Genomic DNA, 21,733 nt, shown 5'->3' on the forward strand with positions numbered 1-21,733 from the left:
TCGCTCCCTCGGGGCGATCGGCTCGGCTCCCCGTGATCTCGAATCCCCCAGCCCAGCCGAGGCGAGCGTGCCTGCCGATCCCGACGACCTGTGCTCGGCCCTGGAGACGATCGGAGACGGCCGACACCTGACCCGGGAGGCCTGCCGGGCCGCGGTGGCCCGCATCGTCGACGGCCAGGCCTCGGAAGCCGCCCTCGCCGCGTTCCTGGCCGGCCTCCGTGTGAAGGGAGAGACCGACGCCGAGCTCGCCGGAGCCGTCGACGCGGTTCGATCGCGGATGACCCCGTTCGAGCCTCCGAGACGGCCGGTCCTGGACACCTGCGGCACCGGAGGGGACGGCTCCTCCTCGCTCAACGTGTCCACCGCGACCGCGATCGTCTCGGCGGCCTCGGGGGCGATCGTGGCCAAGCACGGGAACCGATCGGCCAGCGGGGTCTCGGGAAGTTCCGACGTCCTGGAGCGGCTCGGCGTGGCCATCGACCCCGGCCCGGAGCTCCTGGCCGATTGCCTCGATGAGCTCGGGCTGGCCTTCTTCTTCGCTCCCCGCTTCCACCCCGCGCTGAAGCATGCGGCCGCCGTCCGCAAGCAACTCCCCTTCCGGACCCTGTTCAACCTGGTCGGGCCGCTGGCGAACCCGGCCCGGCCGGACTATCAACTGGTCGGGGTCCCCGACCGCCGGCTCGCCCTCCTGATGGCCGCCGCCCTTTCCCGGCTGGGAGTCACCCGGGCCGCGGTCGTCACCGGGCCGGAGGGCCTGGACGAGGTCGGGCTCTCAGGACCGACCGAGGTGCTCTGGGTCGAGTCCGGCCGGATCGAGCCGGCCTCCTGGACCCCCGAGCAGTTCGGGCTTCCGCCCGTGAGGGCCGAGCAGCTCCGCGTCTGTAGCCCGGAGCAGAGCGCCGCCCTCATCCGGGAGGTCCTCGACGGTCAGAACGGCCCCGCCCGCCACGTCATCCTGGCCAACTCGGCCGCCGCCCTGATGGTCGCCGGGCTCGCCGACGATCCCTCCTCCGGGGTGAAGCGGGCCGCCGAGGCCATCGACAGCGGCAAGGCCCGAGCCCTGCTCGACCGCTGGGCCCGGTTCAGTCTCGGGTCGAGCGGCCCCCGGGCCTCGACCAATCCATCCCCTCCCCGCCCGTGATCCAGAGCTCCTCGAACACGAGGTAGCCTCCCGGGCGGAGTCCGAGCGCGGCGTAGGTGTCCTGGGCCCGTCGGTTCTCCCGCTCCACATAGAGCCGCAGCCCAATCACGTCTCGGGACGCTCGGGCCAGCCCTCGGATGTGGGCGTGGAGCGTCCGGAAGACGCCCCGCCCCCGATCCTGGGGCCGGACGTAAACGCTCTGGAACCACCAGATCCAGCCGCACCGCCAATCGCTCCACTCCCGGGAGATGGCGGCCTGGCCGACGATCTCGCCGTCTCGCTCGGCGACCCAGTAGCGCAGGCGATCAGGGGCCTCCAGCGCCAGCTCGACCCCGAGCGTCAGGACCGAGGGGTCCAGCACCTTCTCCTCGGTTTCCCGAGCCAGCGCGCGATTGAAGGCGACAATCACGTCGCGATCGCCAGGATGGGCGTCCCGGATCCGGAGGTCGGTCGCATCACTCATCGGAGCCGTTCGCCTCGACGGTTGCGGGCGCGCTGGCTGGCCTCCTGGAGAATCCGGTTCTCCTCCTCGGTCAGCCCCCCTCGGCCCTCCCGGGCGATCTTGGCCAGGATCTCATCAAGCCGGGCATCGAGGTGATCGTCGGCGAACCGGCCGCTCGGTCCCCCGGTCAGACCGGCCCCCTCGGCCCGAGACGGGGACCCGGTGGTCCCCGGTCGCGACGCCCGAGACGGACGAGACTCCGGCGAGAAGATGCGCAACCGGGGCCGCCGTCTCCAGGAGACGCCGCCAAGGAGCCTCGACCAGCGCAGGTCATACACCTTGTACAGGTATCCGTACCCGGCCCCTCCCAGGTGGGCCGCGAAGGCGACCGCCGCCGTCTCCTCCCCCCGGGCCTGCTGGAAGAAGCCCAGGGCGTTGATCCCGACGAAGAACGCCACGAACAGCCACATCGGGATCGGGAGCACGAAGAACAGCAGCACCTCTCGCCTCGGGTAGTACAGGGCGAAGGCGACCAGCACGGCCGCGACCGCCCCCGAGGCCCCCAGAACTCCCCGGCCCCCGCCCTGGAACAGGTCGGACGCCCCCGGGGCGAACAGTTGATCGGTGAGGATCCAGAAGACCCCCGCCAGGACGGCCGCGGCGAGATAGAAGCAGAGGAACTCCCGGCTGCCGTAGATCGTCTCCAGCTCCCGGCCCGCCATCCACAGGAACCACATATTGAACAGGATGTGGAAGACGTCGGCGTGGAGGAAGGCGTAGGTCAGCAGCCTCCAGACCTGAAACTGCTGGAGCACCCTCGGTCCCGAGGCCTCGAACGCCTGGGTCACCGGGGAGCCGACGATCCCCATCCCCGAGCCCCCGACGGTGAACCACTGGAGGGCGAAGACGGCGACGTTCAGGAGGATCAGGGTCTTGACGGCGGAGTTCCCACCCGAGAAGAGTCCAAAGCCCCCGGGACGATCCTGGATGTAGTCGCGATCGTAGATGCCCATGATGACGCGGCAGCCAGGCCCTCCCCCGTAGCGCCCGATCCCCCCAGGACCATCATCCGACGGGGCTCGACGCCCTGTCAACCGAAACGCCGTCGGCGCCTCCTCAATCGGACTGGAGGGCGGACAGCGCCTCGTTCCGGCTGGCGTAAATCGGCCAGACGATATCCAGCGAGGTGATCCTCAGCAGCTCTCGTGCCCGGGGAGAGACGCCGGAGAGGACCATCTGGCCCCCCTTGACCAGCACCGACTTCCAGCAGCGCAACAGCAGGCTCAGGAAGCTGGAGCCGAAGTAGTCAACGCCCGCGAGGTCGACGATCACCAGGGGCATCGGCTCCGTGGTGATCGGGCCGAGCAGGACGCTGCTGACGGCGTCGGAGGCAGCCAGGTCGAATTCCTCGAGTCGGGGCGCGGGGACGATGATCAGCACATCGCCCCGACGCTCGATCGTGAACCCGTCCTCGGGATGGCGAGAGGTCATCGGGTCGTCTTACCGGAAGAGGGGTGAGATCGGTCGAGCGACCGACGATCGCCGGGCCCTGTCTAGGGTAGGCTCCCGGACCCCCTCTCCACAAGGGTTCAACGCTCGAGCAGGCACCCTCCCCGGTGCCGAAGCGGGCCGGATCGCGGCGATCAGGCCGACGGCCGGTAATCGGAGAAGGCGCGAACGACCTCGAACAGGTCGTTGCTGACGAGCAGCTCGTCCTCCTCGAAGTCCCGAAGCCAGACGAAATTGTCGCGGTAGGCCTGGGCGAGCAACGGATACAGGTCGGCCAGCCGGATCGGGATCGCCGGGGAGGTGGATTCCTCGACCTCGGTCTGGTCCTGAGGGCGGGGATAAATACGGAGTCGGGGAGTGGGCATCGGATCTCCTCCTCCGAGCGGGACGTCACCCCGGCAGAGGCGACGGGGATCGCCTCGCACCGGGATCACGAGGGACCGGCACGGCGGAACGCGATCGGGCCCGGGTCCGCATCGCCTGCCCGGCCGCTGCCGAGCACGCCCGCCGGGTCCACCGGCGATGCGCGCCTGAATCACGACATTCCGGGTTATCGGCCGGTTCAAGGGCCCCTCATCAGCGATTCCGCCGGAACCTCGCCCGCGATCGGCCGGTCCTCCCCCCCGAGTGGCGACGGCGGGACGCTCCTGGCATACTGGTCCTCCTGGCATCGACCCCCGGCCGAAGGCCCGTCCCCTGGGTGCCCGAACCTCCGATCGGGCGACGCCCCCTGGAGCGTATTCTCATGGCTCTGCCCCACTTGCACGGCATTGTTCCCCCGGTCGCCTCCCCCATCGGCCCCGACGAGGCGATCGACGTCCCGGCGCTCCAACGGCTGGTGGGCCTTCAGCTCCAGGCCGGGGTGCATGGCCTGTGGGTCATGGGCACGACCGCCCGCTTCGACCTCGTCACCGAGCGCCAGGCGAGGACCGCGGCCGAGGTGGTCGCCGCCGTCGCCGGATCCCGAGTCCCCCTGGTGCTGAACGTCTCCGACATGGGGACGAAGCGGACCCTCGAGCGCGCCTCCCGCTTCGACGACCTGCCCTACGACTACTACGCCGCGCTTCCCCCGTGGTATCAGCCCTTCCCCCGAGGGGAGCTGATCTCCTACTTCTCCACCCTGGCCGATCACCTGAGCCGGCCGCTGATCATCTACAACGCCCCCTGGGTCTGCAACCAGCTCACCTTCGACGAGCTGCTGCGGCTCGCCGAGCATCCGAGGATCCTCGGCGTGAAGGACGTCTGGCCCGGCCTCTTCCGGACCCAGGACTTCTCCGTCCCGAGCCGCAGAGAGCGGAACTTCAGCTACCTGCACGGCTCGGACCTGATCGGCACCTCGACGGCCCTCGGCGCCGACGGGTTCGTCCCGGCGCTGGGCAACGCCTTCCCCGAGCTCTGCGTCGCCCTCTGGGACGCCGCCCGGGCCGGAGACGACGGCCGGGCCTTCCGACTCCAGACCCAGCTCACCCGGCTGGCCCGGGCGATGTCGTTCGGCCCCATGCTCGCCTGCCTGGAAGCCGCCTGCCGGCACCGAGGACTGCTCGACCGGATGCTGCCCGCCCCGATGTCCTCGCTCGACCCGGAAACCTCCCGGAAGGTCGTCTCGGCGATCGAGGAGGTCGGCTTCCTCCCGGAACCGGCGTCGGAGCCGGTCGCCGGCGGCCTCCCGGGCTGACTCCGGCCCCTCCCGGGGACCCCAGGAGCCGCCCCCGATCCGGGGGATGACATCCCCTCGCGTTTTTGCTAAGGTTCGCGACCGTCGCGGCCGATGGGCGGGAGCCCGGCCGCGTCGGATCGCCCGGCGATCGCTCGAACGGAATCGAGGCGGGCCCACGACGGGTCCGCGCAACCGGTCACGGAGGACTCGGGCATGGGCATCCGCCCTCGGACCCGGACGTTCGGCCGCCGCGCCCTGGCGGCCCTGGCGCTCGCCCTCACACCGATGCTGGCCGGGGCGTCCGCCCGATCGGACAACTTCGTCGTCGAGGCGCCCAGCGCCGAGGCCGCGCGGCAGGTCGCCCGATACGCCGAGCACTACCGGACGGTCATCGCCCGCCAGTGGCTCGGCCAGGAGCTCCCCGACTGGCCGACCCCCTGCTCGATCCGGGTCACCCTGACCGGGGGAGAGGCCGGCGGCGTGACCTCCTTCGGCTTCGCCGGCGGCACGGTGGCCGACCAGGAGATCCGCCTCGAAGGCCGGCTCGACCGGATCCTCGCCTCGGCCCTGCCTCATGAGATCACGCACACCATTTTCGCCTCCTACTTCGGCGGCCCGCTGCCGAGGTGGGCCGACGAGGGGGCCTCGCTGCTCAGCGAGGATCGCCGAGAGCGGCTCCGCCACGAGCGCTTCGCCGCCGACCTGCTCGCCCGAACCGGCGGCTGGCCGCTCCCGGAACTGTTCTCCATCGAGGAATACCCCAGGGACCTGATGGGGTTCTACGGCCAGGGCTATTCCGTTTCCCGATTCCTGGTCGAGCACGGCGGCCGGCAACGCTTCCTGGCCTTCCTGAAGGACGGCATGGAGCGGGGCTGGGACGAGGCGACGCGCACCCACTACCGCTTCGCCAACGCCCGGGAGCTCGACCGCGCCTGGAGGTCTTGGCACTCGGTCGCCTCTCACTCGCTCGACCCGGCCCCCTCCCCCGGCGACGCGATCGCCGCCCGGACCGACACCGGAGCGTCCTCGGATCGCGGCTCGGTCGTCTTCCGAGGCCAGTCGCCGGCCGACCGGGCCTCCCGGTAGAATCAGGGGGCCAGGCCGACGCCCCCGACGGCCCGGGGGCTCCCTCGTCCTCCTTCCCACACACATCATGAATCGCCCCCCCGCGCTGGCCCGATCCGTCCTGGACACCATCGGGAACACACCGCTCGTCGAGCTCTCCCGGATTCCCGCCCTCCTCGGCCTGGAGGGCCGCCTCCTGGTGAAGCTCGAATTCTTCAGCCCGGGGGCGAGCAAGAAGGACCGGGTGGCCCTGGAACTGATCCGAAGGGCGAAGGCCGAGGGGCTCCTACGCGACGGCCAGCCGGTCGTCGAGCTGACCAGCGGCAACACCGGGACCGGCCTGGCGATCGTCTGTCGGGCCCTCGGCCACCCGTTCGTGGCGGTCATGTCCCGAGGCAACAGCATCGAGCGCGCCCGGATGATGGCCGCCCTCGGCGCCGAGGTCGTCTTGGTCGACCAGGCCCCGGGCTCGGTCCCCGGCCAGGTCACGGGGGAGGATCTGAGGCTCGTCGACGAGGCCGCCTCCCGGATCGTCTCCGACCGAGGCGCCTTCCGGGCCCGCCAGTTCGAGCGCGCCGGGAGCGTGCTCGCCCACGAGCTCCACACCGGCCCCGAGCTCTGGGAGCAGTCGCTCGGCGCGATCGACGCCTACGTCGATTGCCCCGGAACCAGCGGCTCGCTGACCGGAGTGGCCCGGGCGCTGAAGGCCCGGAAGCCCTCGGTCCGGATCTACGCCGTCGAGCCCCGCAACGCGGCCGTGCTCGCCGGTTGCCCGACGGCTGACCCGAGCCGTCGCCACTGCATCCAGGGAGCCGGCTACGGCCGGGCAGACGCCGACCTCCCCCTGTTCGACCGCTCACTCGTCGATGGGTTCATCGCCGTCAGCGACCAGGAGGCGGCCGATTCCTCCCGCCTGCTCTCCCGGGAGGAGGGGATCTTCGCGGGGACCTCGACCGGAGCCCACCTGGCCGCCGCCCGAAGACTGCTGCTCGGCCCGGAGCGGGGAGGCACGATCGCCTTCCTCGCCTGCGACACCGGCCTGAAGTACCTCTCCACGGACCTCTTCCCGTGATCGCCTCCCGGCACCAAGGCACGTGATCCCCCGAGGCTCAGTCTTGTCCGAGGCGACCAGCGACGGGAAGATCGTCCTTCGACTCGATTCGACCCGGCCTCTGGACCACGGGCGATCCGACCGGATCTCGACTCGCTCCCGAAGGCCCTCCGATGACGACCACCCCGGCTTCTCCCGCTCCTGCCGGCCGCCTGGCCTCGATCGACGCCTATCGGGGCCTGGTCATGTTCCTGATGATGGCGGAGGTTCTCCACCTGGCCGGAGTGGCCGCCTCCCTGCCCGAGAGCCGCCTCTGGGAGACGCTCGGCCGCCATCAGTCGCACGTCGAGTGGATCGGCTGCTCGCTCCACGACCTGATCCAGCCCTCGTTCTCCTTCCTGGTCGGCGTCTCGCTGCCGTTCTCGATCGCCTCCCGGTTGGCCCGGGGTCAGTCGAGACGGAGGCTGCTGCTGCATGCCCTCTGGCGGGCGGCGGTGCTGATCGCGCTGGGGATCTTCCTCCGGTCGATCGGCGACTCAAGAACCGATTACACGTTCGAGGACACCCTCACGCAAATCGGCCTCGGCTACCCGTTCCTCTTTTTGCTCGGCTTCCGGCCGCAGCGGGAGCGCTGGATCGCGGTGGCCGTTCTGCTGGTGGGCACCTGGGTGGCGTTCGTCCTCTACCCGGCGCCGGGGCCGGACTTCGACTACGCCTCGGTCGGCGTTCCCCCCGACTGGCCGCACCTGATGCAGGGCTTCGAGTCGCACTGGAACAAGAACAGCAACCTCGCCTGGGCCTTCGACCGCTGGTTCCTGAACCTGTTCCCGCGTGACAAGCCCTTCCTGTACAACCGGGGAGGCTACGCCACGATCAGCTTCGTGCCCACGCTGGCCACCATGACGCTCGGCCTGATCGGCGGCGAGGTCCTCAAGAGCGGCCGGTCTGCCCGGGGGAAGGTGGCCTGGCTGCTCGCGGCCGGGGCCATCTCGATGGCCCTCGGCTGGGGGCTCGGCGAGCTGCACCTCTGCCCGATCGTCAAGCGCATCTGGACCCCAAGCTGGGTCCTCTTCAGCGGAGGCTGGTGCTTCCTCTTCCTCGGCGCCGCGTTCGGCGTGATCGACGGCTTCGGCTGGAAGGCGTGGGTCTTCCCCCTGACGGTGATCGGCATGAACTCGATCGCCGCCTACCTGATGAGCTGGCTGTTCGAGGGGTTCATCGGCGACGCCCTGACCCGACACCTCGGCGCCGAGCCCTTCCGCGTCCTCGGCGAGCCGTATGAGCCGCTGCTCCACGGCGCCGCGGTCCTGGCCGTGATGTGGGCCTTGCTCTTCTGGATGGACCGCCGCCGGCTCTACCTGAAGATCTGATCACAATCTCAAACAGACAAGCCAGACGAGCGCAGAGATCAAGAACAGTCGAGCGGCGACGATCGATCCCGCACGCTCCTCCCGGAGGCCGGGGCCGCCGAGCCAGCTGGGATCTCCGGCCGGACGAGCCTCCCCCGATCCGTCCCGGGCTCCAGCGCCCGGGACGGGAGGAGGCCGGGAGCGATCAGTCACCCGGCCGCGACGCGATCGGACCGGCGATCTCCCCGGAGGTCATCGGGACGAACTTCTGAGCGCGCTGGCCGTTGATGTCGCCCACATAGATGTTGCCGGCCGGATCCACCGCGATGCAGTGGACCCAGTTGCACTCCCCCGGCTCCTCGTGGCCGTCCTCCCCCTTCGGGACCGCCCACTGCTGGAGCAGCCTCCCTTCGGGGGAGAACTTCATGAAGATCTGATCCTTCGGCGGGCAGCCGAGGGTGATGTCGTCCAGCCTCCAGGGCATGGGAGAGGAGCCGCAGATCCAGATCTCGTCCTCCTCGGTGACGGAGAACCCCCAGGGCACGATGACGTTCGCCCAGGTGTCGAGCAGCGTCCCCTCCTGGTCGAAGATCTGGACTCGGACGTTGTTGCGGTCGGCGACGTAGAGGCGGCCCTTCGAGTCGATCGCGATCGCGTGCGCGATGCTGAACTGGCCGGGGGCGATGCCGAGCTCTCCCCACGACTTGACGTAGTTGCCGTCCTTGTCGAAGTGGACGACCCGGCCGTTGCCGTAGCCGTCGGAGACGAACAGGTCGCCGTCGGGGGCGATGGCGATGTCCGTCGGCATGTTGAAGTGAGTCTCGTCGCAGCCCTTCTCATTCGGGGTGCCGAGGGTCATCAGCAGCTCCCCCGAGGTCGAGAACTTCTTCAGCGTGTGGTCGCCGACGTCGGCCACCCAGAGGTTCCCGTCGGGGTCGAACGTCAGGTGGTGGACCATCGAGCACAGCCCCTCCCCGAAGGCTCGGACGAACTCGCCGTCGGGAGCGAAGACGCGGATGGGGGGCTCGGCCCGGACGGCGACGTAGACGTTCCCGTCCGGCCCGCAGGTGATCCCCGGCACGTGGTTGCCGGGCATCCCCTCGGGGGTCTTCGGCCAGGTCGGGTCGACCTGATACCAGGTGGCCACGCTGACTCGGGGGTACACCGCCGGCGGCCCTTGCGCGGTGCTCGGCTTCTGGGCCAGGGCCGGGGCCGGGGGCGAACCGAGTAGAATCGCCAGCGCGGCGGTCGCCGGGGAGAGTCGGTGCGTCATGGGTGGGGCTCCTCGGTCCGGCCGGGTCGGCCGCCACCCCGGGGCGACGGCCGGTCAGGCCAGGATGTCGGATAAGACCCGGGCATCTTCCACACCCGTCAGCCTCATGTCGAGCCCCTGGAACTTGTGCGAGAACCGCTTGTGGTCGATGCCCAGCTGGTGCAGCATCGTCGCGTGCAGGTCCCGGACGTGGACCGGGTTCTCGACGGCGTTGTACCCCAGCTCGTCGGTCGCGCCGTAGGAAACGCCCCCCCGGACCCCGCCGCCGGCCAGCCACATCGAAAACCCCTTGATGTGGTGGTCGCGCCCCGGCTCCTGGCCCTTGCCCTGAAACATGGGAGTCCGGCCGAACTCCCCTCCCCAGATGACCAGCGTCTCCTCGAGCATGCCGCGCCGCTTCAGATCCTCGACCAGGGCGGCGCTGGGCCCGTCACAGAGGCGGCAGCACGTGTTCATGTAGCGAACCAGGTCGCCGTGGTGGTCCCAGCCCCGGTGGTAGAGCTGGATGAAGCGCACCCCGCGCTCGGCCAGCCGACGGGCCATCAGGCAGTTGGCGGCGAACGAGCCGTCCGGCCCGTCGGCGCCGTAGAGGCGGAGCACCTCCTCCGGCTCGTCGCTGAAGTCGGTCAGCTCGGGGACGCTCAGTTGCATCCGCGAGGCCAGCTCGTACTGGGCGATCCTCGTCTCCAGCTCGGGGTCGGCCAGACGCTCCCCGGCGATCGCGTTCAGCTCGTTGACCGTGTCGATCAGGCGACGCTGGCCGGCCCGGTCGACCCCGGGAGGATTGTCGATGTAGTGGACCGGGTCGCCGACCGAGTGGAACAGCACCCCCTGGAACTTCCCCGGCAGGAACCCGCTGCCCCACTGCCGGGAGGCGATCGGCTGGGGATTCCGCCCCCCCTCGCTCGTCAGGACCACGAAGCCGGGCAGGTCGTCCGCCTCGCTTCCCAGTCCATAAGTCACCCACGATCCCATGCTCGGCCGCCCGGAGAGGGACGTCCCGGTATTCATCACCGTGTGGGCCGGGTCGTGGTTGATCTGGTCGGTATACATCGACCGGATGATGCAAATCTCATCGGCGATCCGGGCGGTCGCCGGCAGGCAGTCGGCGATCTCCTGCCCCGACTGGCCGTGCTTGCGGAACCGGAACCGCGGCCCCAGGCACTTCAGCTCCTGCCCCTGGAGCTGGGCGATCGGCTGGCCGGCGGTGAACGACTCCGGCATTGGCTGGCCGTCCCGGCGGGCGAGCTCGGGCTTGAAGTCGAACGTCTCCAGGTGGCTCGGGCCGCCGGACATGTACAGGAAGATGACCCGCTTCGCCTTCGGCGCGAAGTGCGGCAGGTGCGGCAGACCGCCGAGGCGGTCGGCCCCGCCGAGCACTCCTCGGCGGTCGGCCCCGACGCCTCGGGCCGTCGTCCCGAGCAGCGAGGCCAGCGCGATCGAGCCGATCCCCAGCGAGGTCCGGCCGAGGAAGGCCCGGCGGGTCGAATGGAGCAGGGGGGAGAAGGCCATGGCGGAGGGGCTCCCGGCGGTCAGAGGCGGGTGATCGTCTCGTGCAGGTTGAGGATCGCCCGGGTCACGGCGGTCCAGGCGGCCAGCTCGGCGGGGTCGATCCCCTCGGGAACCGGCGCCAGGCCGGTCCCGAGCAGGGCGGAGGCGGCCGAGGGATCGGCCCCGGAGTCGGACCGTTCCCGTTCCAGAAGCCGGACGAGCGCCTCGACCTCCCGAACGGTCGGCGACCGGGAGAGGGCCGATCGCCAGGCCCAGGCGATCCGATCGGCGTCGGTCCCCTCGACCTCCAGGAGCACCCTCCCGGCGAAGGCCCGAGCGGCCTCGACGAAGCAGGGGTCGTTCAGCAGCGTCAGGGCCCCGATCGGCGTGTTGCTCTGCGACCGCTTCGCCGTGCATTCCTCCCGGGTCGGGGCGTCGAAGGCGCGGAGCATCGGGTGGAGGAACTGACGCTGCCAGTGCATGTAGACCCCCCGGCGGTACTGGGAGCCGTCTGAGTCCGGCACATAGGTGCGCTTCGGGAAGTTGAGGAAGGCGTAGTACCCTTCGGGCTGGTCGGGGCGGGCGGATCGGCCCCCGAGCCGCTCGACCAGCAGGCCGCTGACGGCCAGGGCCTGGTCCCGGATCAGCTCGGCGGGCAGGCGGAAGCGTCCCTGTCGGGCGAACCACTCGTTGTCGGGATCCTCCCGGAGCCGCTCCGGCGTCGGGATCGAGGACTGCCGGTACGCCCGAGACGAAACCATCAGCCGGACCAGATGCTTGACGTCCCAGCCGCTCTCGACGAACTCGACGGCCAGCCAGTCGAGCAGCTCCGGATGCGACGGCGCCTGGCCTTGCACCCCGGTGTCGTCGAGCGATCTCGAGAGCCCCCGGCCGAAGAAGCGGTCCCAGAGGCGGTTGACGAACACCCGGGAGGTCATCGGGTGGTCCGGCCGGGTGAGCCACCGGGCCAGGTCCAGCCGGGAGGCCCGGCGGCCCTCGACCCCCAGCTCGGGAAGGACGCCGGGCACCCCCGGCTCCACCACCGGCCCAGACTCGTCCATCCAGTTCCCCCGGGGCAGGATCCGGGTGATCCTCGGCTCCACCGAGACGCTCACCATCGTCCTCCTGGCCCGGGAGGCGATCTCCTCCCGCTTCCGCTCCAGGGCCTCCCGCTCCGGCTCGCTCCCCGGGCGATCCCCCAGGGCGGCGATCGCCTCCTCCACCTCGGCCAGCTCCCGGCGATCGACCTCGTCGAGCACCTCGATCTCGGGCTCCCGGGGGGTCGGGGAGACGTCGGGACCGGGATAGGCGCCGCGCTGCTTCAGGTCGGCGAAGAAGGCGGCGAGCCGGTAGAAGTCGGCCTGCGTGTAGGGGTCGTACTTGTGGTCGTGGCACTCGGCGCAGCCCATCGTCGCGCCGAGCCAGGCACCAGACAGGTTCCGCACGCGGTCGGCGGCGTACTTGGCCAGGTATTCCTTGTCCTGGGCGCCCCCCTCGTGCGTCGTCTGCAACAGCCGGTTGTAGCCCGAGGCCACGAGCTGGTCGATCGTCGGCTCCGGCAGCAGGTCCCCGGCCAGTTGCTCGACCGTGAAGCGGTCGAACGGCAGGTTCCGGTTGAACGCGGCGATCACGTAGTCCCGATAGGGAGAGATGTGGTGTTCCTGGTCGCCGTGGTAGCCGACGGTATCGGCGTAGCGCACCAGGTCGAGCCAGAGGATCGCCATGCGCTCGCCGTATCTTGGAGAGGCCAGCAGCCGATCGATCAGCCGATCCTCGGCCCCCGGGCGGTCGTCGCGCTCGAACGCCTCCAGCTCCTCGATCGTCGGCGGGATCCCCGTCAGGTCGAGCGCCAGCCGGCGGATGAGCGTCCCGCGATCGACCTCCGCCGCCGGCGACAGCCCGTGGCGTTCCATCTCGGCCAGCAGGAACCGGTCGACGGCCCCCAGCGGCCAGGAGGACTCGCCCACCTCGGGCACCTCGGGCCGAGTCGGCGGAACGAAGCTCCAGTGCTCCTCGAACTCGGCTCCCTGCTCGATCCAGCGCCGCAGCAGCTCCACCTGCTCGGGCGAGAGCTCCTTGCCGGAATCCGGGGGAGGCATCCGATCGAGCTCGTCCTCCGAGCAGACGCGGAGCATCAGCTCGCTCGACTCGGGGTCCCCCGGGACGATGGCGGCGTAGCCTCCTCGGTCGGCGACGGCCTCCTCCCGGCGATCGAGCCGCAGGCCCGCCTCGCGATGATTGGCGTCCGGCCCGTGGCAAAAGACGCACGCATCCGACAGGATCGGCCGGATCTCCCGCTCGAACGACACGCGGTCGTCATCCGCGATCGCTCCCGGCGAGGAGCCAGACCAGCCCAGCAGGGCTACCCAGGAGGCCAGGGCGGCCGGGAGAAGTCGGAGCATCACGCGGTCCTCCGGTTTCTCGTCGAGACGGGCGATCACGAGCGCCCCCCACCAATCGTACCAGGAGGATGCTCCCGGATCCGCCAGGCATCGGGCCGGCCTCCTCGACCCGGGAGCGGCCTCCTCCGGCTCCCCCGGTTTTTCGTTGGCGTCCCCCTCGGCCGAGACGACAATGACAGGGGCGATCGAGACAAGAACGACCGAGCCGGATCGAACAACACCGTTGAGCCAGACTCCCACCGGACGCCCCTTCCGGAGCGTCGGCGTCAAGAACCGCCGCATCCGCCAGGATGCGCCGCGGAGGGGGCCGATCGGTGGAGGGCGACAAGCATGGCGGGCGGCCCCTTCGCGACCCCGACGCTGCGGATCCAGCGAATCGGTCTGGCCGAGCGCCTCGTCGAACTTCGCGGCGACCGATTCCTGATTGGCCGATCCACCGAATGCGATCTCGTGCTCGACGAGCCGACCGTCTCCGGCCGGCATGCCCGGCTCACCCGGGGAGGGGACGACTCCTTCTTCCTGGAAGACCTGGAGAGCCGCAACAACACCTACCTCGACGGCCTCCCAATCAAGGGGAAGGGGCCCCTCCGGCTGGCCGATGGCCAGGCCATCCGCATCTGCGACTTCTTCCTCGTCTTCAACGGCGCCCGCGTCCGCATCGAGGACGAGGGGGAGCTTTCCTCGTCCATCCGAGCCAGCATCAACCTCGGCGCCTCGGATCTCACCCCCGAGCCGGCCCGTCCCGGCGAGGCCCTGCGGGGCATCCTCGAGGTCAGCCGAGCCGTCGGCTCCACCCTCGACCTCGACGAGGTCCTGGAGAAGCTCCTCGACGCCCTGTTCCTCATCTTCCCCCAGGCCGATCGCGGCTTCGTCCACCTGACCAACTCCAGACCGGTCGGACCCGACCTCATCCCGCTCCGGCACCGGGTCCGCCGCTGGACCCAGCGCCCCTACACCATCAGCCGGGCGGTCCTGGAGGAAGTCCTTGACCGCCGCGTCGCGATCTGCTGCGCCGACCTCCCCAACTTCGAGCGCTTCGCCCAGTCCGAGAGCCTGGCGCTCTCCGGCATCCGGACCATGATCTGCGCCCCCATCCTCGACCGGGACCGAACGCCGATCGGGATGCTCCAGCTCGACGCCCAGGACCGCTCCCGCCCCTTCGAGCCGGCCGACCTGGAATTGCTCCTCGCCCTGCTCGGCCCCATCGGCGTGGCCGTCGAGAACGCCCGGCTCCACGAGGAGATGGTTTGTCGCCGCCAGCGCGACCGCGACTCCCAGTACGCCAGGGAGGTCCAGCGCGCCCTGCTCCCCGAGCAGCCGCCAAGCCTCCCCGGGTACGACTTCTGGCACTATTACGAAACGGCCTTCGACGTCGGCGGCGACTACTTCGGCTACCCCAGCCGGGCCGCGATCCCCGGCGAGGCCGCCGGCCGGTCCTGGGCCATCGCCCTCGGCGACGTGGCCGGCAAGGGCATGCCCGCGGCGCTGCTGATGGCCAAGCTCTCCAGCGAGGTCCAGCTCGCCCTGGCCTCCGAGCCCGACCCCGGCCTCGTCCTCGCCATGCTCAACCGGAGAATCGCCGAGGCCGACCTGCCGGACAGCTTCATCACCTTCCTCCTGCTGATCCTCGACACCGAGCACCACACCCTGACCGTCTCCGGCGCCGGCCACCAGAGCCCGATCCTCCGCCGAGCCGACGGCCGGGTCGAGTCCATCCGAGGGGTGCCCCAGGGGCCCCCGCTCGGGGTCGTCGAGGGGGCGACCTTCGCGCCCGTCGCGGTCCGCCTCCTCCCCGGAGACGTCGTCGTCCTGTACACCGACGGCGCCACCGACGCGACCGACCCGGACGGCCGCTGGTTCGGCTGCCGCAACCTCGCCGAGGCGATCGCCTCCGGCCCCTCCTCCCCGAAGGAACTCGGCCCCCACCTCATCGACCGCATCGCCGCCTTCTCCAGGGGAGCCCCCCAGACCGACGACCTCACCCTCATCTGCTTCGGCCGCCGGCCCTGATCGGGCGCTCGGCTCCCCCAGGAAGCCTCTCGCCTCGCAAAATCCACAAACACCCACAAATAAACTTCTTTCCCAATCGGCCGGCAATCGACTTCCGCCGGGGGCCCGGCGACGCTGGGGGATCCCCACCTCGGGGTCGATCCGGCTCGAGGACTTCCCGGGTCGATGCCCCCAGCCGAGGTCGCCGATGATCTCCCTCCCGACCCTCCCGCCCCTGGCCGGGCTCCTGCTCCTCTCGGGCCCGATCTCGGATCCCTCCGGCCCCGAGCAGCGGGCCGTCTCCTACCTGGCCGAGGAGGTCCCCCGCTGGAGGTCGGCCAACGGCTGCGCCTCCTGCCACCACAACGGCGACGGCGCCCACGCGCTGTTCCGGGCGATCGCCCTCGGCGTCCCGGTGCCCGAGGCCGCCCTCTCCGATTCGGTCGCCTGGCTCCGAGAGCCGGCCTCCTGGGACGACAACGGCGGAAACGGCGCCTTCAGCGACAAGCGGCTCGCCCGCATCCAGTTCGCCCGGGCCCTCTCGGCGGGGATCGAGGCGGGGCGGATTCGCAACCGATCGGCCCTCCAGGCCTCGGCCGATCGCATCGCGAGCGATCAGCAGCCCGACGGCTCCTGGCCGCTCGACGGGCCCGACACCCTCGGCTCCCCAACGACCTACGGCTGGTCCCTCGCCTCGCTCTCCGCGCTCGAGGTCCTCCGAAACGCCGACCCGGACCGCTACCGGACCGAGATCGATCGGGCGACCTCCTGGCTCCGCTCCCGACCGATCCGCACCGTGCTCGACGCCTCCGTCGAGCTGCTTCGCCCGGATGACCCGGGCTCCCCGACCGTCTCCCAACGCCGATCGCAGGCGATCGCGCTCCTCCGGCGCTCCCAGGCCGACGACGGCGGCTGGGGGCCGTTCGCAACCTCCCCGCCGGAGGTCTTCGACACGGCGATCGCCGTTCTCGCCCTCTGCGAGACGGATTCCGAAGAGGCCAGGCGCATGGCCCTCCGGGGCCGCTCCTTCCTGCTCTCCTCCCAGCTCGATTCCGGAGGATGGCCCGAGACGACCCGCCCCTCGGGCAACCAGAGCGACGCCCAGCACACCTCCACCTCGGCCTGGGCCACCCTCGCCCTGCTGGCGACCCGAGGAATCGAGGAGCCGGACGCGGCCGACCTCCCCCCGGCGATCACCCCCGACCAGAATCCCCGCACAGCCGATCCGCCAACTCCTTGAGCGACGAGACCTCCAGGATCGGCCTCGGGCCGTCCCCCGTCGATCGCTCTCGCTTCCGGTTGACCCACGCCGACGGGATCCCAAGGGCGGTCGCCGGCTGGATGTCGTGGAAGTCGCTCTGCGCCGCGTGCAGCCAGCTGCACCCGCCGATCCGCCTCCTCGCCTCCTCGAAATGGCCGACCGCCGGCTTGTACGACCCGACCGCCTCGGCCGTCACAATCAGGTCCGGGTCGAACACGTCGGGCATCGCCCGCCGAGACGCCGAAAGCAGGTCGTCATCCACGTTCGAGAGGATCCCCAGCCGGTAGCCCTCCTTCGCCAGCCTCCGGAGCGCCTCCCCGGTCTCCGGGAACGGCGCCCAGTGCGGAAGGCTCTCGGCCAGGAAGCCGAGCCTCCCCGGGTCGATCTCCCAGTGGAATTCCCTCGACACCCGACGGGCCATCTCGCCGAGCACCTCCCGGTACGGCCGGAACGTCTCGGCCTCCACCCTCGGCTCCAGCTCGTGGTAGGCCCTCAGGATCGCATCGCCGTCGAAGGTCGTCCCCGATCGGAACGCCTCGCCGGCAAACGCATCCTGGATCCCGCGCTCCCAGTCGATCAGGGTGCCGTAGCAATCGAACGTAATCACATCATACCGGGTTGCGGCCATCGGAGGCGGTCTCCTCGTCATCCTCGAGGTAGGCGGTGTACTTCTCGGCCTTCCCCGAGGCAAGGTCCACCGGGTACTTCCGGGCGGCCAGGGCGATCTTCTCCTCCAGCGCTCCGGCCAGGTCGATCGTGCAGACATCCGCCAGCCGGAGCAAGGCCCAGAGGCAATCGGCCAGCTCGTGGGCCAGGGCCTGTTTCCGAGCGGGATCGTCAAGCGCGGCGGCGATCTCCCGGTTGGTCCGGAAGCGGAAGTGCTCCAGCACCTCTCCCGCCTCGATCGCCAGGCAGAGCCCCAGATCCTTCGGAAGGTGGAACTGCTCCCAGTCCCGCTCCCGGGAGAAGCCCCGCACAAGCCGCTTCAGTTCCCGGACGGTCGTTTCGTCGTCGTTCATCGCGGGCCCTGGCTCCGACTCCGGCGGATCTCCTCGGGACGCAGACGATCCCGATCCTCTCATCAGACCCGGCCAATCCCCCCGCACGCAACCCGTCTGGCCTCCCAAAGGCGCTCCGCCCTCCCCTCACGTCCTCCTCCTTCCCCTCGCCGGATCGGGGCCGGAAGCCGATGGTTGCCCCCCCGGTCGGATCGTGCGACACTCGGGTCCCATCAGCCGGGTCTCGAGCGCCCTGGAGGTCGAAATGAGCGTCCTGACGTCGGCCATCGTCCTCATGCTCGCCCCGATCGCGGTCGGGCTCGACGCCCCCCCCCGAGCGGCCGGGGACCTCCCGCACCGGCCGAACATCCTCGTCCTCTTCGCCGACGACTACTCCTACGAAGCGATCGGCTCCCTCGGCCTGGTGGACGTCGAGACACCTCACCTCGACCGATTGTTCGCGCGGGGGACCTCGTTCTCCCGATCCTACAACATGGGGGGGTGGAACGGGGCGATCTGCGTCGCCAGCCGATGCATGCTGATGACCGGCCGGACGCTCTGGGACGCTCTCGCCATCTCCGAGTCGATCGCCGACGAGCTGGCGGCCGGGCGATTCTGGCCCTCGTTGCTCAAGTCCGCCGGATATGACACCTACATGACCGGCAAATGGCACATCCAGGCCGACGCCGGCGCCGCCTTCGACCTCGCCCGCCACGTCCGTCCCGGCATGCCCGCGCAGACCGAGGCCGGCTCTCACCGCCCCCCCGCCTCCGGGCCCGACCCGTGGGATCCGTCCGATCCCTCCTTCGGCGGCTACTGGGCCGGGGGCCGGCACTGGAGCGAAGTCACCGCCGATGACGCCGTCGCGTACCTCGACCGGGCCTCGGAGCGGGAGGCGCCGTTCTTCATGTACATCGCCTTCAACGCCCCCCACGACCCCCGCCAGGCCCCCCGGGAGTTCGTCGACCGCTACCCTCCCGACCGCGTCGCCGTCCCGGCCAACTTCCTGCCCGAGTACCCCCACAAGGACCTCATCGGCTGCGGGCCTTCCCTCCGAGACGAGGCCCTCGCCCCGTTCCCCCGCTCGGAGCACGCCGTCCGGGTCCACCGCGGCGAATACTTCGCGATCATCACCCACCTCGACCAGCAGATCGGCCGCATCCTCGAGGCCCTCGACGCCTCCGGCAAGGCCGACGACACCCTGATCGTCTTCACCGCCGACCACGGCCTGTCAGTCGGGCACCACGGGCTGCTCGGCAAGCAGAACATGTACGACCCCAGCCTCCGCGTCCCGTTTGTCCTCGCCGGACCCGGCATCGAGGCCGGCCGCGTCATCGACGCCCCGATCTACCTCCAGGACATCATGCCCACCACCCTGGAACTGGCCGGCCTCCCCATCCCCGACCACGTCGGCTACACCAGCCTCGTCCCCCTCCTCTCCCGGACCGAAGACGCCTCCCCCCGCCGGTCGATCTACGCCGCCTACATCAACCTGCAACGCTCGATCACCCGGGACGGCTTCAAGCTCATCCTCTATCCCAACGCCCGGGTCGCCCGACTGTTCCACCTCGACCGCGACCCCCTGGAGCGAATCGACCTCGCCGCCGACCCCTCCCTCGCCCCCACCCTCGACTCCCTCTACGCCGAGCTGCTCCGCCTCCAGGACGAGCTGGGCGACCCCCTCGACCTCCGCCCCACCTTCGGCCCCCCCCTCTCCCCCCCCCCCCCCCCCCCTCCCCCCCCCCCCCCCCCCTCCCGCCCCGAATCCCCCGCGCCGATGACCCGGGTCGCCCTCACCCCCTCGTCCTCGGCCGGTTTTCCCCGGAAGGACCTTGACGAGCACGCCATCGGGAGCGATCATAAGCCCAATCGGATTGCCGAATCTTCATTGCCCCCTTACGGTTCGACGAATTCCCGCCTTCCGGAGCCTCGCCGATCGCCCACCCGCCGGCCCCCCCGGACCTTCCCCCGCCCAGCCCCCAGGATTTGATCGCCATGCATCGGGCGCTCGACCTGGCTCGGGAGGCCTTCCGCCTGGGAGAAGTCCCCGTCGGCTGCGTGATCACGCTCGAGGATCGCATCATCGCGGAGGCCTTCAATCAGCGAGAACTCCTGTCCGACCCGACCGCCCACGCCGAGCGACTGGCGATCTCCTCGGCCGGACGGTCCCTCGGCACCTGGCGGCTGGATGGCTGCCGCCTTTATGTGACGCTCGAACCCTGCCCCATGTGCGCCGGTTCGATTGTCCTTGCCCGAATCCCGTTGATTGTCTATGGTGCCTCCGACCCCAAGGCAGGTGCCTGCGATTCCCTCTACCGCCTGACCCGGGACCGCCGCCTGAACCATCAGGCCCGAACCCAGGGAGGCGTGCTCTCGGAAGAATGCGGCGAGCTCCTCTCCCGATTCTTCCAACACCGGCGACACGATTCCCTGTCGCCCCCCGCCGGGAGGAGTGCCTGAGTGGTTGAAAGGGCCGGTCTCGAAAACCGGTGTACCGGTCTCCGGTACCGTGGGTTCGAATCCCACCTCCTCCGCTAACACCACCGTCCTGACCATCCCGAATCGACGACACCCCCCTCCCTCAGGTCAGGGGGGTGTCGTCGTTTTGGCGTCATCCCCAACGCGCAACTCGGGGGGCATTCCGCTCGGCGGCGGGGTTGCTGGGGGCGACACCACCCCAGCCTCCCCGCCACTTCATCAGGAATCGCCCCTTCTGTCCTTCTTTCCTCTTTGTTCTCTTCATTCACAAGTTCTCTTCATTCAGAGCCTCGTCAGGCCGCGATCGAGCGAAACGCTGGAGGCCTCAGCGGGGAGGCTGGGGGCGTGTCGACCCCAGCCTCCGGGACCGTTCGCGCCGGGTGCCACGGGCGGCGGAGTTGCTGGGGGCGACACCACCCCAGCCTCCCCGCCACTTCATCAGGAATCGCCCCTTCTGTTCTTCTTTCCTCTTTGTTCTCTTCATTCACAAGTTCCTTCATTCAGAGCCTCGTCAGGCCGCGATCGAGCGAAACGCTGGAGGCCTCAGCGGGGAGGCTGGGGGCGCGTCGACCCCAGCCTCCGGGGCCGTTCGCGCCGGGTGCCACGGGCGGCTGGTTCGCCAGTGCGCTGAATCGCTGGAAGAACCGAACTCCGCGCCGGATCGCACGCTCGGAGACAGGGGCGCGCCTGGAGATCCGCTCGACCGGAGCCCTGGCGGACCAGCCGCCCGTGGCCCCCCGAAACGGCCTCCCGCCAGGGCTGCACGCCCGCTCCAGCGCGTCGCCACCGGCGGATTTTGAGACTGGAGCCCCCCCCATCCTCCGATGGTGTCGCTGAGGGGCCCCTGCGCGCCAAGCGATCGCGCTGCGGCACGGCGCGGCGGACGGGCCAGAGCGATCGGCACCTTCTCATTCCCTGGAGTCCGTCGAGGCACATCGCGGGGGGAGCATCATGAGCGGCGGCATCTCACCGAAGCGGATCGAGGCGAACCGGCGGAACGCGCAACTTTCGACGGGACCGAGGACGGAGGAAGGAAAAGCACGCAGCCGGGCCAACGGCTTGAGGCACGGGATGGCGGCAGAGGTTCTCGTGCCGGAGGAGGATCGCGTCGCGTATGAGCAGGTCATCGAACGCTGGCGCCGAGAGGCCGGCCCGGACAACGTGGTCGAGGAGCATTTGATTCAACGAGCCGCCGTCCTATCGGTGCGGCTCGATCGGATCGAGCGGGCCAATCAGGAGGCGAGGGAAGCGGCGGCCCGAGAGGCGGTCGGGCGCTGGCATCGGCGGAAGCAGGCGGCGGCGAGAAAGATGGGGCAGCGGTTGATGCTCGATCCGGTCAACGTGATCGAGGAGCTGGAGGCGACGGCGTTCGGCTGCGACTGGCTGATCCGGCACTGGCGGCGGCTGGATAGTCAGATTCGCCTGGGCTCGCGCTGGGACGGGCGCGATCGGGCGTGGGCGATGGCGATGTTCGGGCTGCCCGGCGGGCCTCCGGGACCAGACGCGGCAGAGGACGCGAAGACGCTCTGGACCCTGGCCGTCTCGGTCGGCCACGAGCAACCCGTCGTCGCCGGCGCCTCCGCCCGGCACGCGGCCCCCTCGGACACCGAGAACGCTCCCGCCGTCG

The 21,733-nt window shown here is 70.3% G+C and carries 18 protein-coding genes, 1 tRNA gene and 1 pseudogene; 11 read left to right on the forward strand and 9 right to left on the reverse strand.

Features of this window, described 5'->3' with window-relative positions:
• Positions 1-67: 67 nt before the first annotated feature.
• Positions 68-1,141: an anthranilate phosphoribosyltransferase gene (trpD, locus tag TsocGM_RS17075; RefSeq protein WP_233578982.1), complete on the forward strand. Its 1,074-nt coding sequence runs from the start codon at positions 68-70 to the stop codon at positions 1,139-1,141.
• Here the strand turns inward: trpD and TsocGM_RS17080 are convergent.
• From TsocGM_RS17080 to TsocGM_RS17095, 4 genes are all read right to left on the reverse strand, one after another.
• Positions 1,083-1,604 carry a GNAT family N-acetyltransferase gene (locus TsocGM_RS17080; protein WP_126726673.1) on the reverse strand — a complete coding sequence of 174 codons (522 nt, stop codon included), beginning with the start codon at positions 1,602-1,604 and terminating at the stop codon, positions 1,083-1,085. The genes trpD and TsocGM_RS17080 overlap by 59 nt on opposite strands.
• Positions 1,601-2,596 carry a rhomboid family intramembrane serine protease gene (locus TsocGM_RS17085; protein ID WP_126726674.1) on the reverse strand — a complete coding sequence of 332 codons (996 nt, stop codon included), beginning with the start codon at positions 2,594-2,596 and terminating at the stop codon, positions 1,601-1,603. Before TsocGM_RS17085 ends, TsocGM_RS17080 begins: the two co-directional genes overlap by 4 nt.
• A 103-nt stretch (positions 2,597-2,699) precedes the next feature.
• Positions 2,700-3,074, reverse strand: coding sequence for an STAS domain-containing protein (locus tag TsocGM_RS17090; protein ID WP_126726675.1), 375 nt, complete (start codon positions 3,072-3,074; stop codon positions 2,700-2,702).
• A 152-nt stretch (positions 3,075-3,226) separates the two neighbouring features.
• Positions 3,227-3,457, reverse strand: a complete 231-nt coding sequence (locus tag TsocGM_RS17095; protein ID WP_126726676.1) for a hypothetical protein — start codon at positions 3,455-3,457, stop codon at positions 3,227-3,229.
• Positions 3,458-3,837: 380 nt separating this feature from the next.
• Here TsocGM_RS17095 and TsocGM_RS17100 point away from each other — a divergent pair, with 380 nt between their 5' ends.
• The 4 genes from TsocGM_RS17100 (at position 3,838) to TsocGM_RS17115 (ending at position 8,235) form a co-directional block, all read left to right on the forward strand.
• Positions 3,838-4,767, forward strand: a complete 930-nt coding sequence (locus tag TsocGM_RS17100) for a dihydrodipicolinate synthase family protein (RefSeq protein WP_126726677.1) — start codon at positions 3,838-3,840, stop codon at positions 4,765-4,767.
• Positions 4,768-4,962: 195 nt separating this feature from the next.
• Positions 4,963-5,835 carry a gluzincin family metallopeptidase gene (locus tag TsocGM_RS17105; protein ID WP_126726678.1) on the forward strand — a complete coding sequence of 291 codons (873 nt, stop codon included), beginning with the start codon at positions 4,963-4,965 and terminating at the stop codon, positions 5,833-5,835.
• 67 nt (positions 5,836-5,902) lie between these two features.
• A complete protein-coding gene (locus TsocGM_RS17110; protein ID WP_126726679.1) occupies positions 5,903-6,886 on the forward strand; it encodes a PLP-dependent cysteine synthase family protein in 984 nt (327 codons plus the stop codon).
• Positions 6,887-7,038: 152 nt separating this feature from the next.
• Complete coding sequence (locus tag TsocGM_RS17115; protein ID WP_233578983.1) at positions 7,039-8,235, forward strand: acyltransferase family protein; 1,197 nt, start codon at positions 7,039-7,041, stop codon at positions 8,233-8,235.
• A 184-nt stretch (positions 8,236-8,419) separates the two neighbouring features.
• Here the strand turns inward: TsocGM_RS17115 and TsocGM_RS17120 are convergent, their stop codons facing one another.
• From TsocGM_RS17120 to TsocGM_RS17130, 3 genes are read right to left on the reverse strand one after another with little or no spacing between them, the layout of a single operon-like run.
• Entirely contained in the window at positions 8,420-9,487 is a 1,068-nt protein-coding gene (locus TsocGM_RS17120) for a peptidyl-alpha-hydroxyglycine alpha-amidating lyase family protein (RefSeq protein ID WP_126726680.1), read from the reverse strand.
• Positions 9,488-9,541: 54 nt separating this feature from the next.
• Positions 9,542-10,999: a DUF1501 domain-containing protein gene (locus TsocGM_RS17125; RefSeq protein WP_126726681.1), complete on the reverse strand. Its 1,458-nt coding sequence runs from the start codon at positions 10,997-10,999 to the stop codon at positions 9,542-9,544.
• Between the two features lie 20 nt (positions 11,000-11,019).
• Positions 11,020-13,650 (reverse strand): PSD1 and planctomycete cytochrome C domain-containing protein, encoded by a 2,631-nt coding sequence (locus TsocGM_RS17130; RefSeq protein ID WP_233578984.1) that lies wholly within the window; start codon positions 13,648-13,650, stop codon positions 11,020-11,022.
• Between the two features lie 60 nt (positions 13,651-13,710).
• Between TsocGM_RS17130 and TsocGM_RS17135 the strand changes: the two genes are divergently transcribed.
• Both TsocGM_RS17135 and TsocGM_RS17140 read left to right on the forward strand, forming a co-directional pair.
• Positions 13,711-15,390 carry a SpoIIE family protein phosphatase gene (locus TsocGM_RS17135; RefSeq protein WP_126726682.1) on the forward strand — a complete coding sequence of 560 codons (1,680 nt, stop codon included), beginning with the start codon at positions 13,711-13,713 and terminating at the stop codon, positions 15,388-15,390.
• Between the two features lie 187 nt (positions 15,391-15,577).
• Positions 15,578-16,609: a prenyltransferase/squalene oxidase repeat-containing protein gene (locus TsocGM_RS17140; protein WP_126726683.1), complete on the forward strand. Its 1,032-nt coding sequence runs from the start codon at positions 15,578-15,580 to the stop codon at positions 16,607-16,609.
• Here the strand turns inward: TsocGM_RS17140 and TsocGM_RS17145 are convergent.
• The gene (locus TsocGM_RS17145; RefSeq protein ID WP_126726684.1) at positions 16,563-17,258 is read right to left on the reverse strand and encodes an HAD family hydrolase; all 696 of its coding nucleotides are present in this window, start codon (positions 17,256-17,258) and stop codon (positions 16,563-16,565) included. The genes TsocGM_RS17140 and TsocGM_RS17145 overlap by 47 nt on opposite strands.
• Positions 17,239-17,649, reverse strand: a complete 411-nt coding sequence (locus TsocGM_RS17150; RefSeq protein WP_126726685.1) for a nucleotide pyrophosphohydrolase — start codon at positions 17,647-17,649, stop codon at positions 17,239-17,241. The genes TsocGM_RS17145 and TsocGM_RS17150 overlap by 20 nt, the downstream gene beginning before the upstream one ends.
• A gap of 244 nt (positions 17,650-17,893) precedes the next feature.
• Here TsocGM_RS17150 and TsocGM_RS27675 point away from each other — a divergent pair, with 244 nt between their 5' ends.
• From TsocGM_RS27675 to TsocGM_RS17170, 4 genes and pseudogenes are all read left to right on the forward strand, one after another.
• On the forward strand, positions 17,894-19,618 hold the full coding sequence (locus tag TsocGM_RS27675; protein ID WP_199756810.1) for a sulfatase-like hydrolase/transferase: 1,725 nt from the start codon (positions 17,894-17,896) through the stop codon (positions 19,616-19,618).
• A 5-nt stretch (positions 19,619-19,623) separates the two neighbouring features.
• Complete coding sequence (gene tadA / locus TsocGM_RS17160; RefSeq protein WP_126726686.1) at positions 19,624-20,088, forward strand: tRNA adenosine(34) deaminase TadA; 465 nt, start codon at positions 19,624-19,626, stop codon at positions 20,086-20,088.
• A tRNA-Ser gene (locus TsocGM_RS17165) sits at positions 20,075-20,162 on the forward strand. Before tadA ends, TsocGM_RS17165 begins: the two co-directional genes overlap by 14 nt.
• A 1,015-nt stretch (positions 20,163-21,177) precedes the next feature.
• Positions 21,178-21,733: pseudogene (locus tag TsocGM_RS17170) on the forward strand (hypothetical protein); the annotation flags it as partial.

The organism is Tautonia sociabilis (assembly GCF_003977685.1).
Taxonomy (GTDB): Bacteria; Planctomycetota; Planctomycetia; order Isosphaerales; family Isosphaeraceae; genus Tautonia; species Tautonia sociabilis.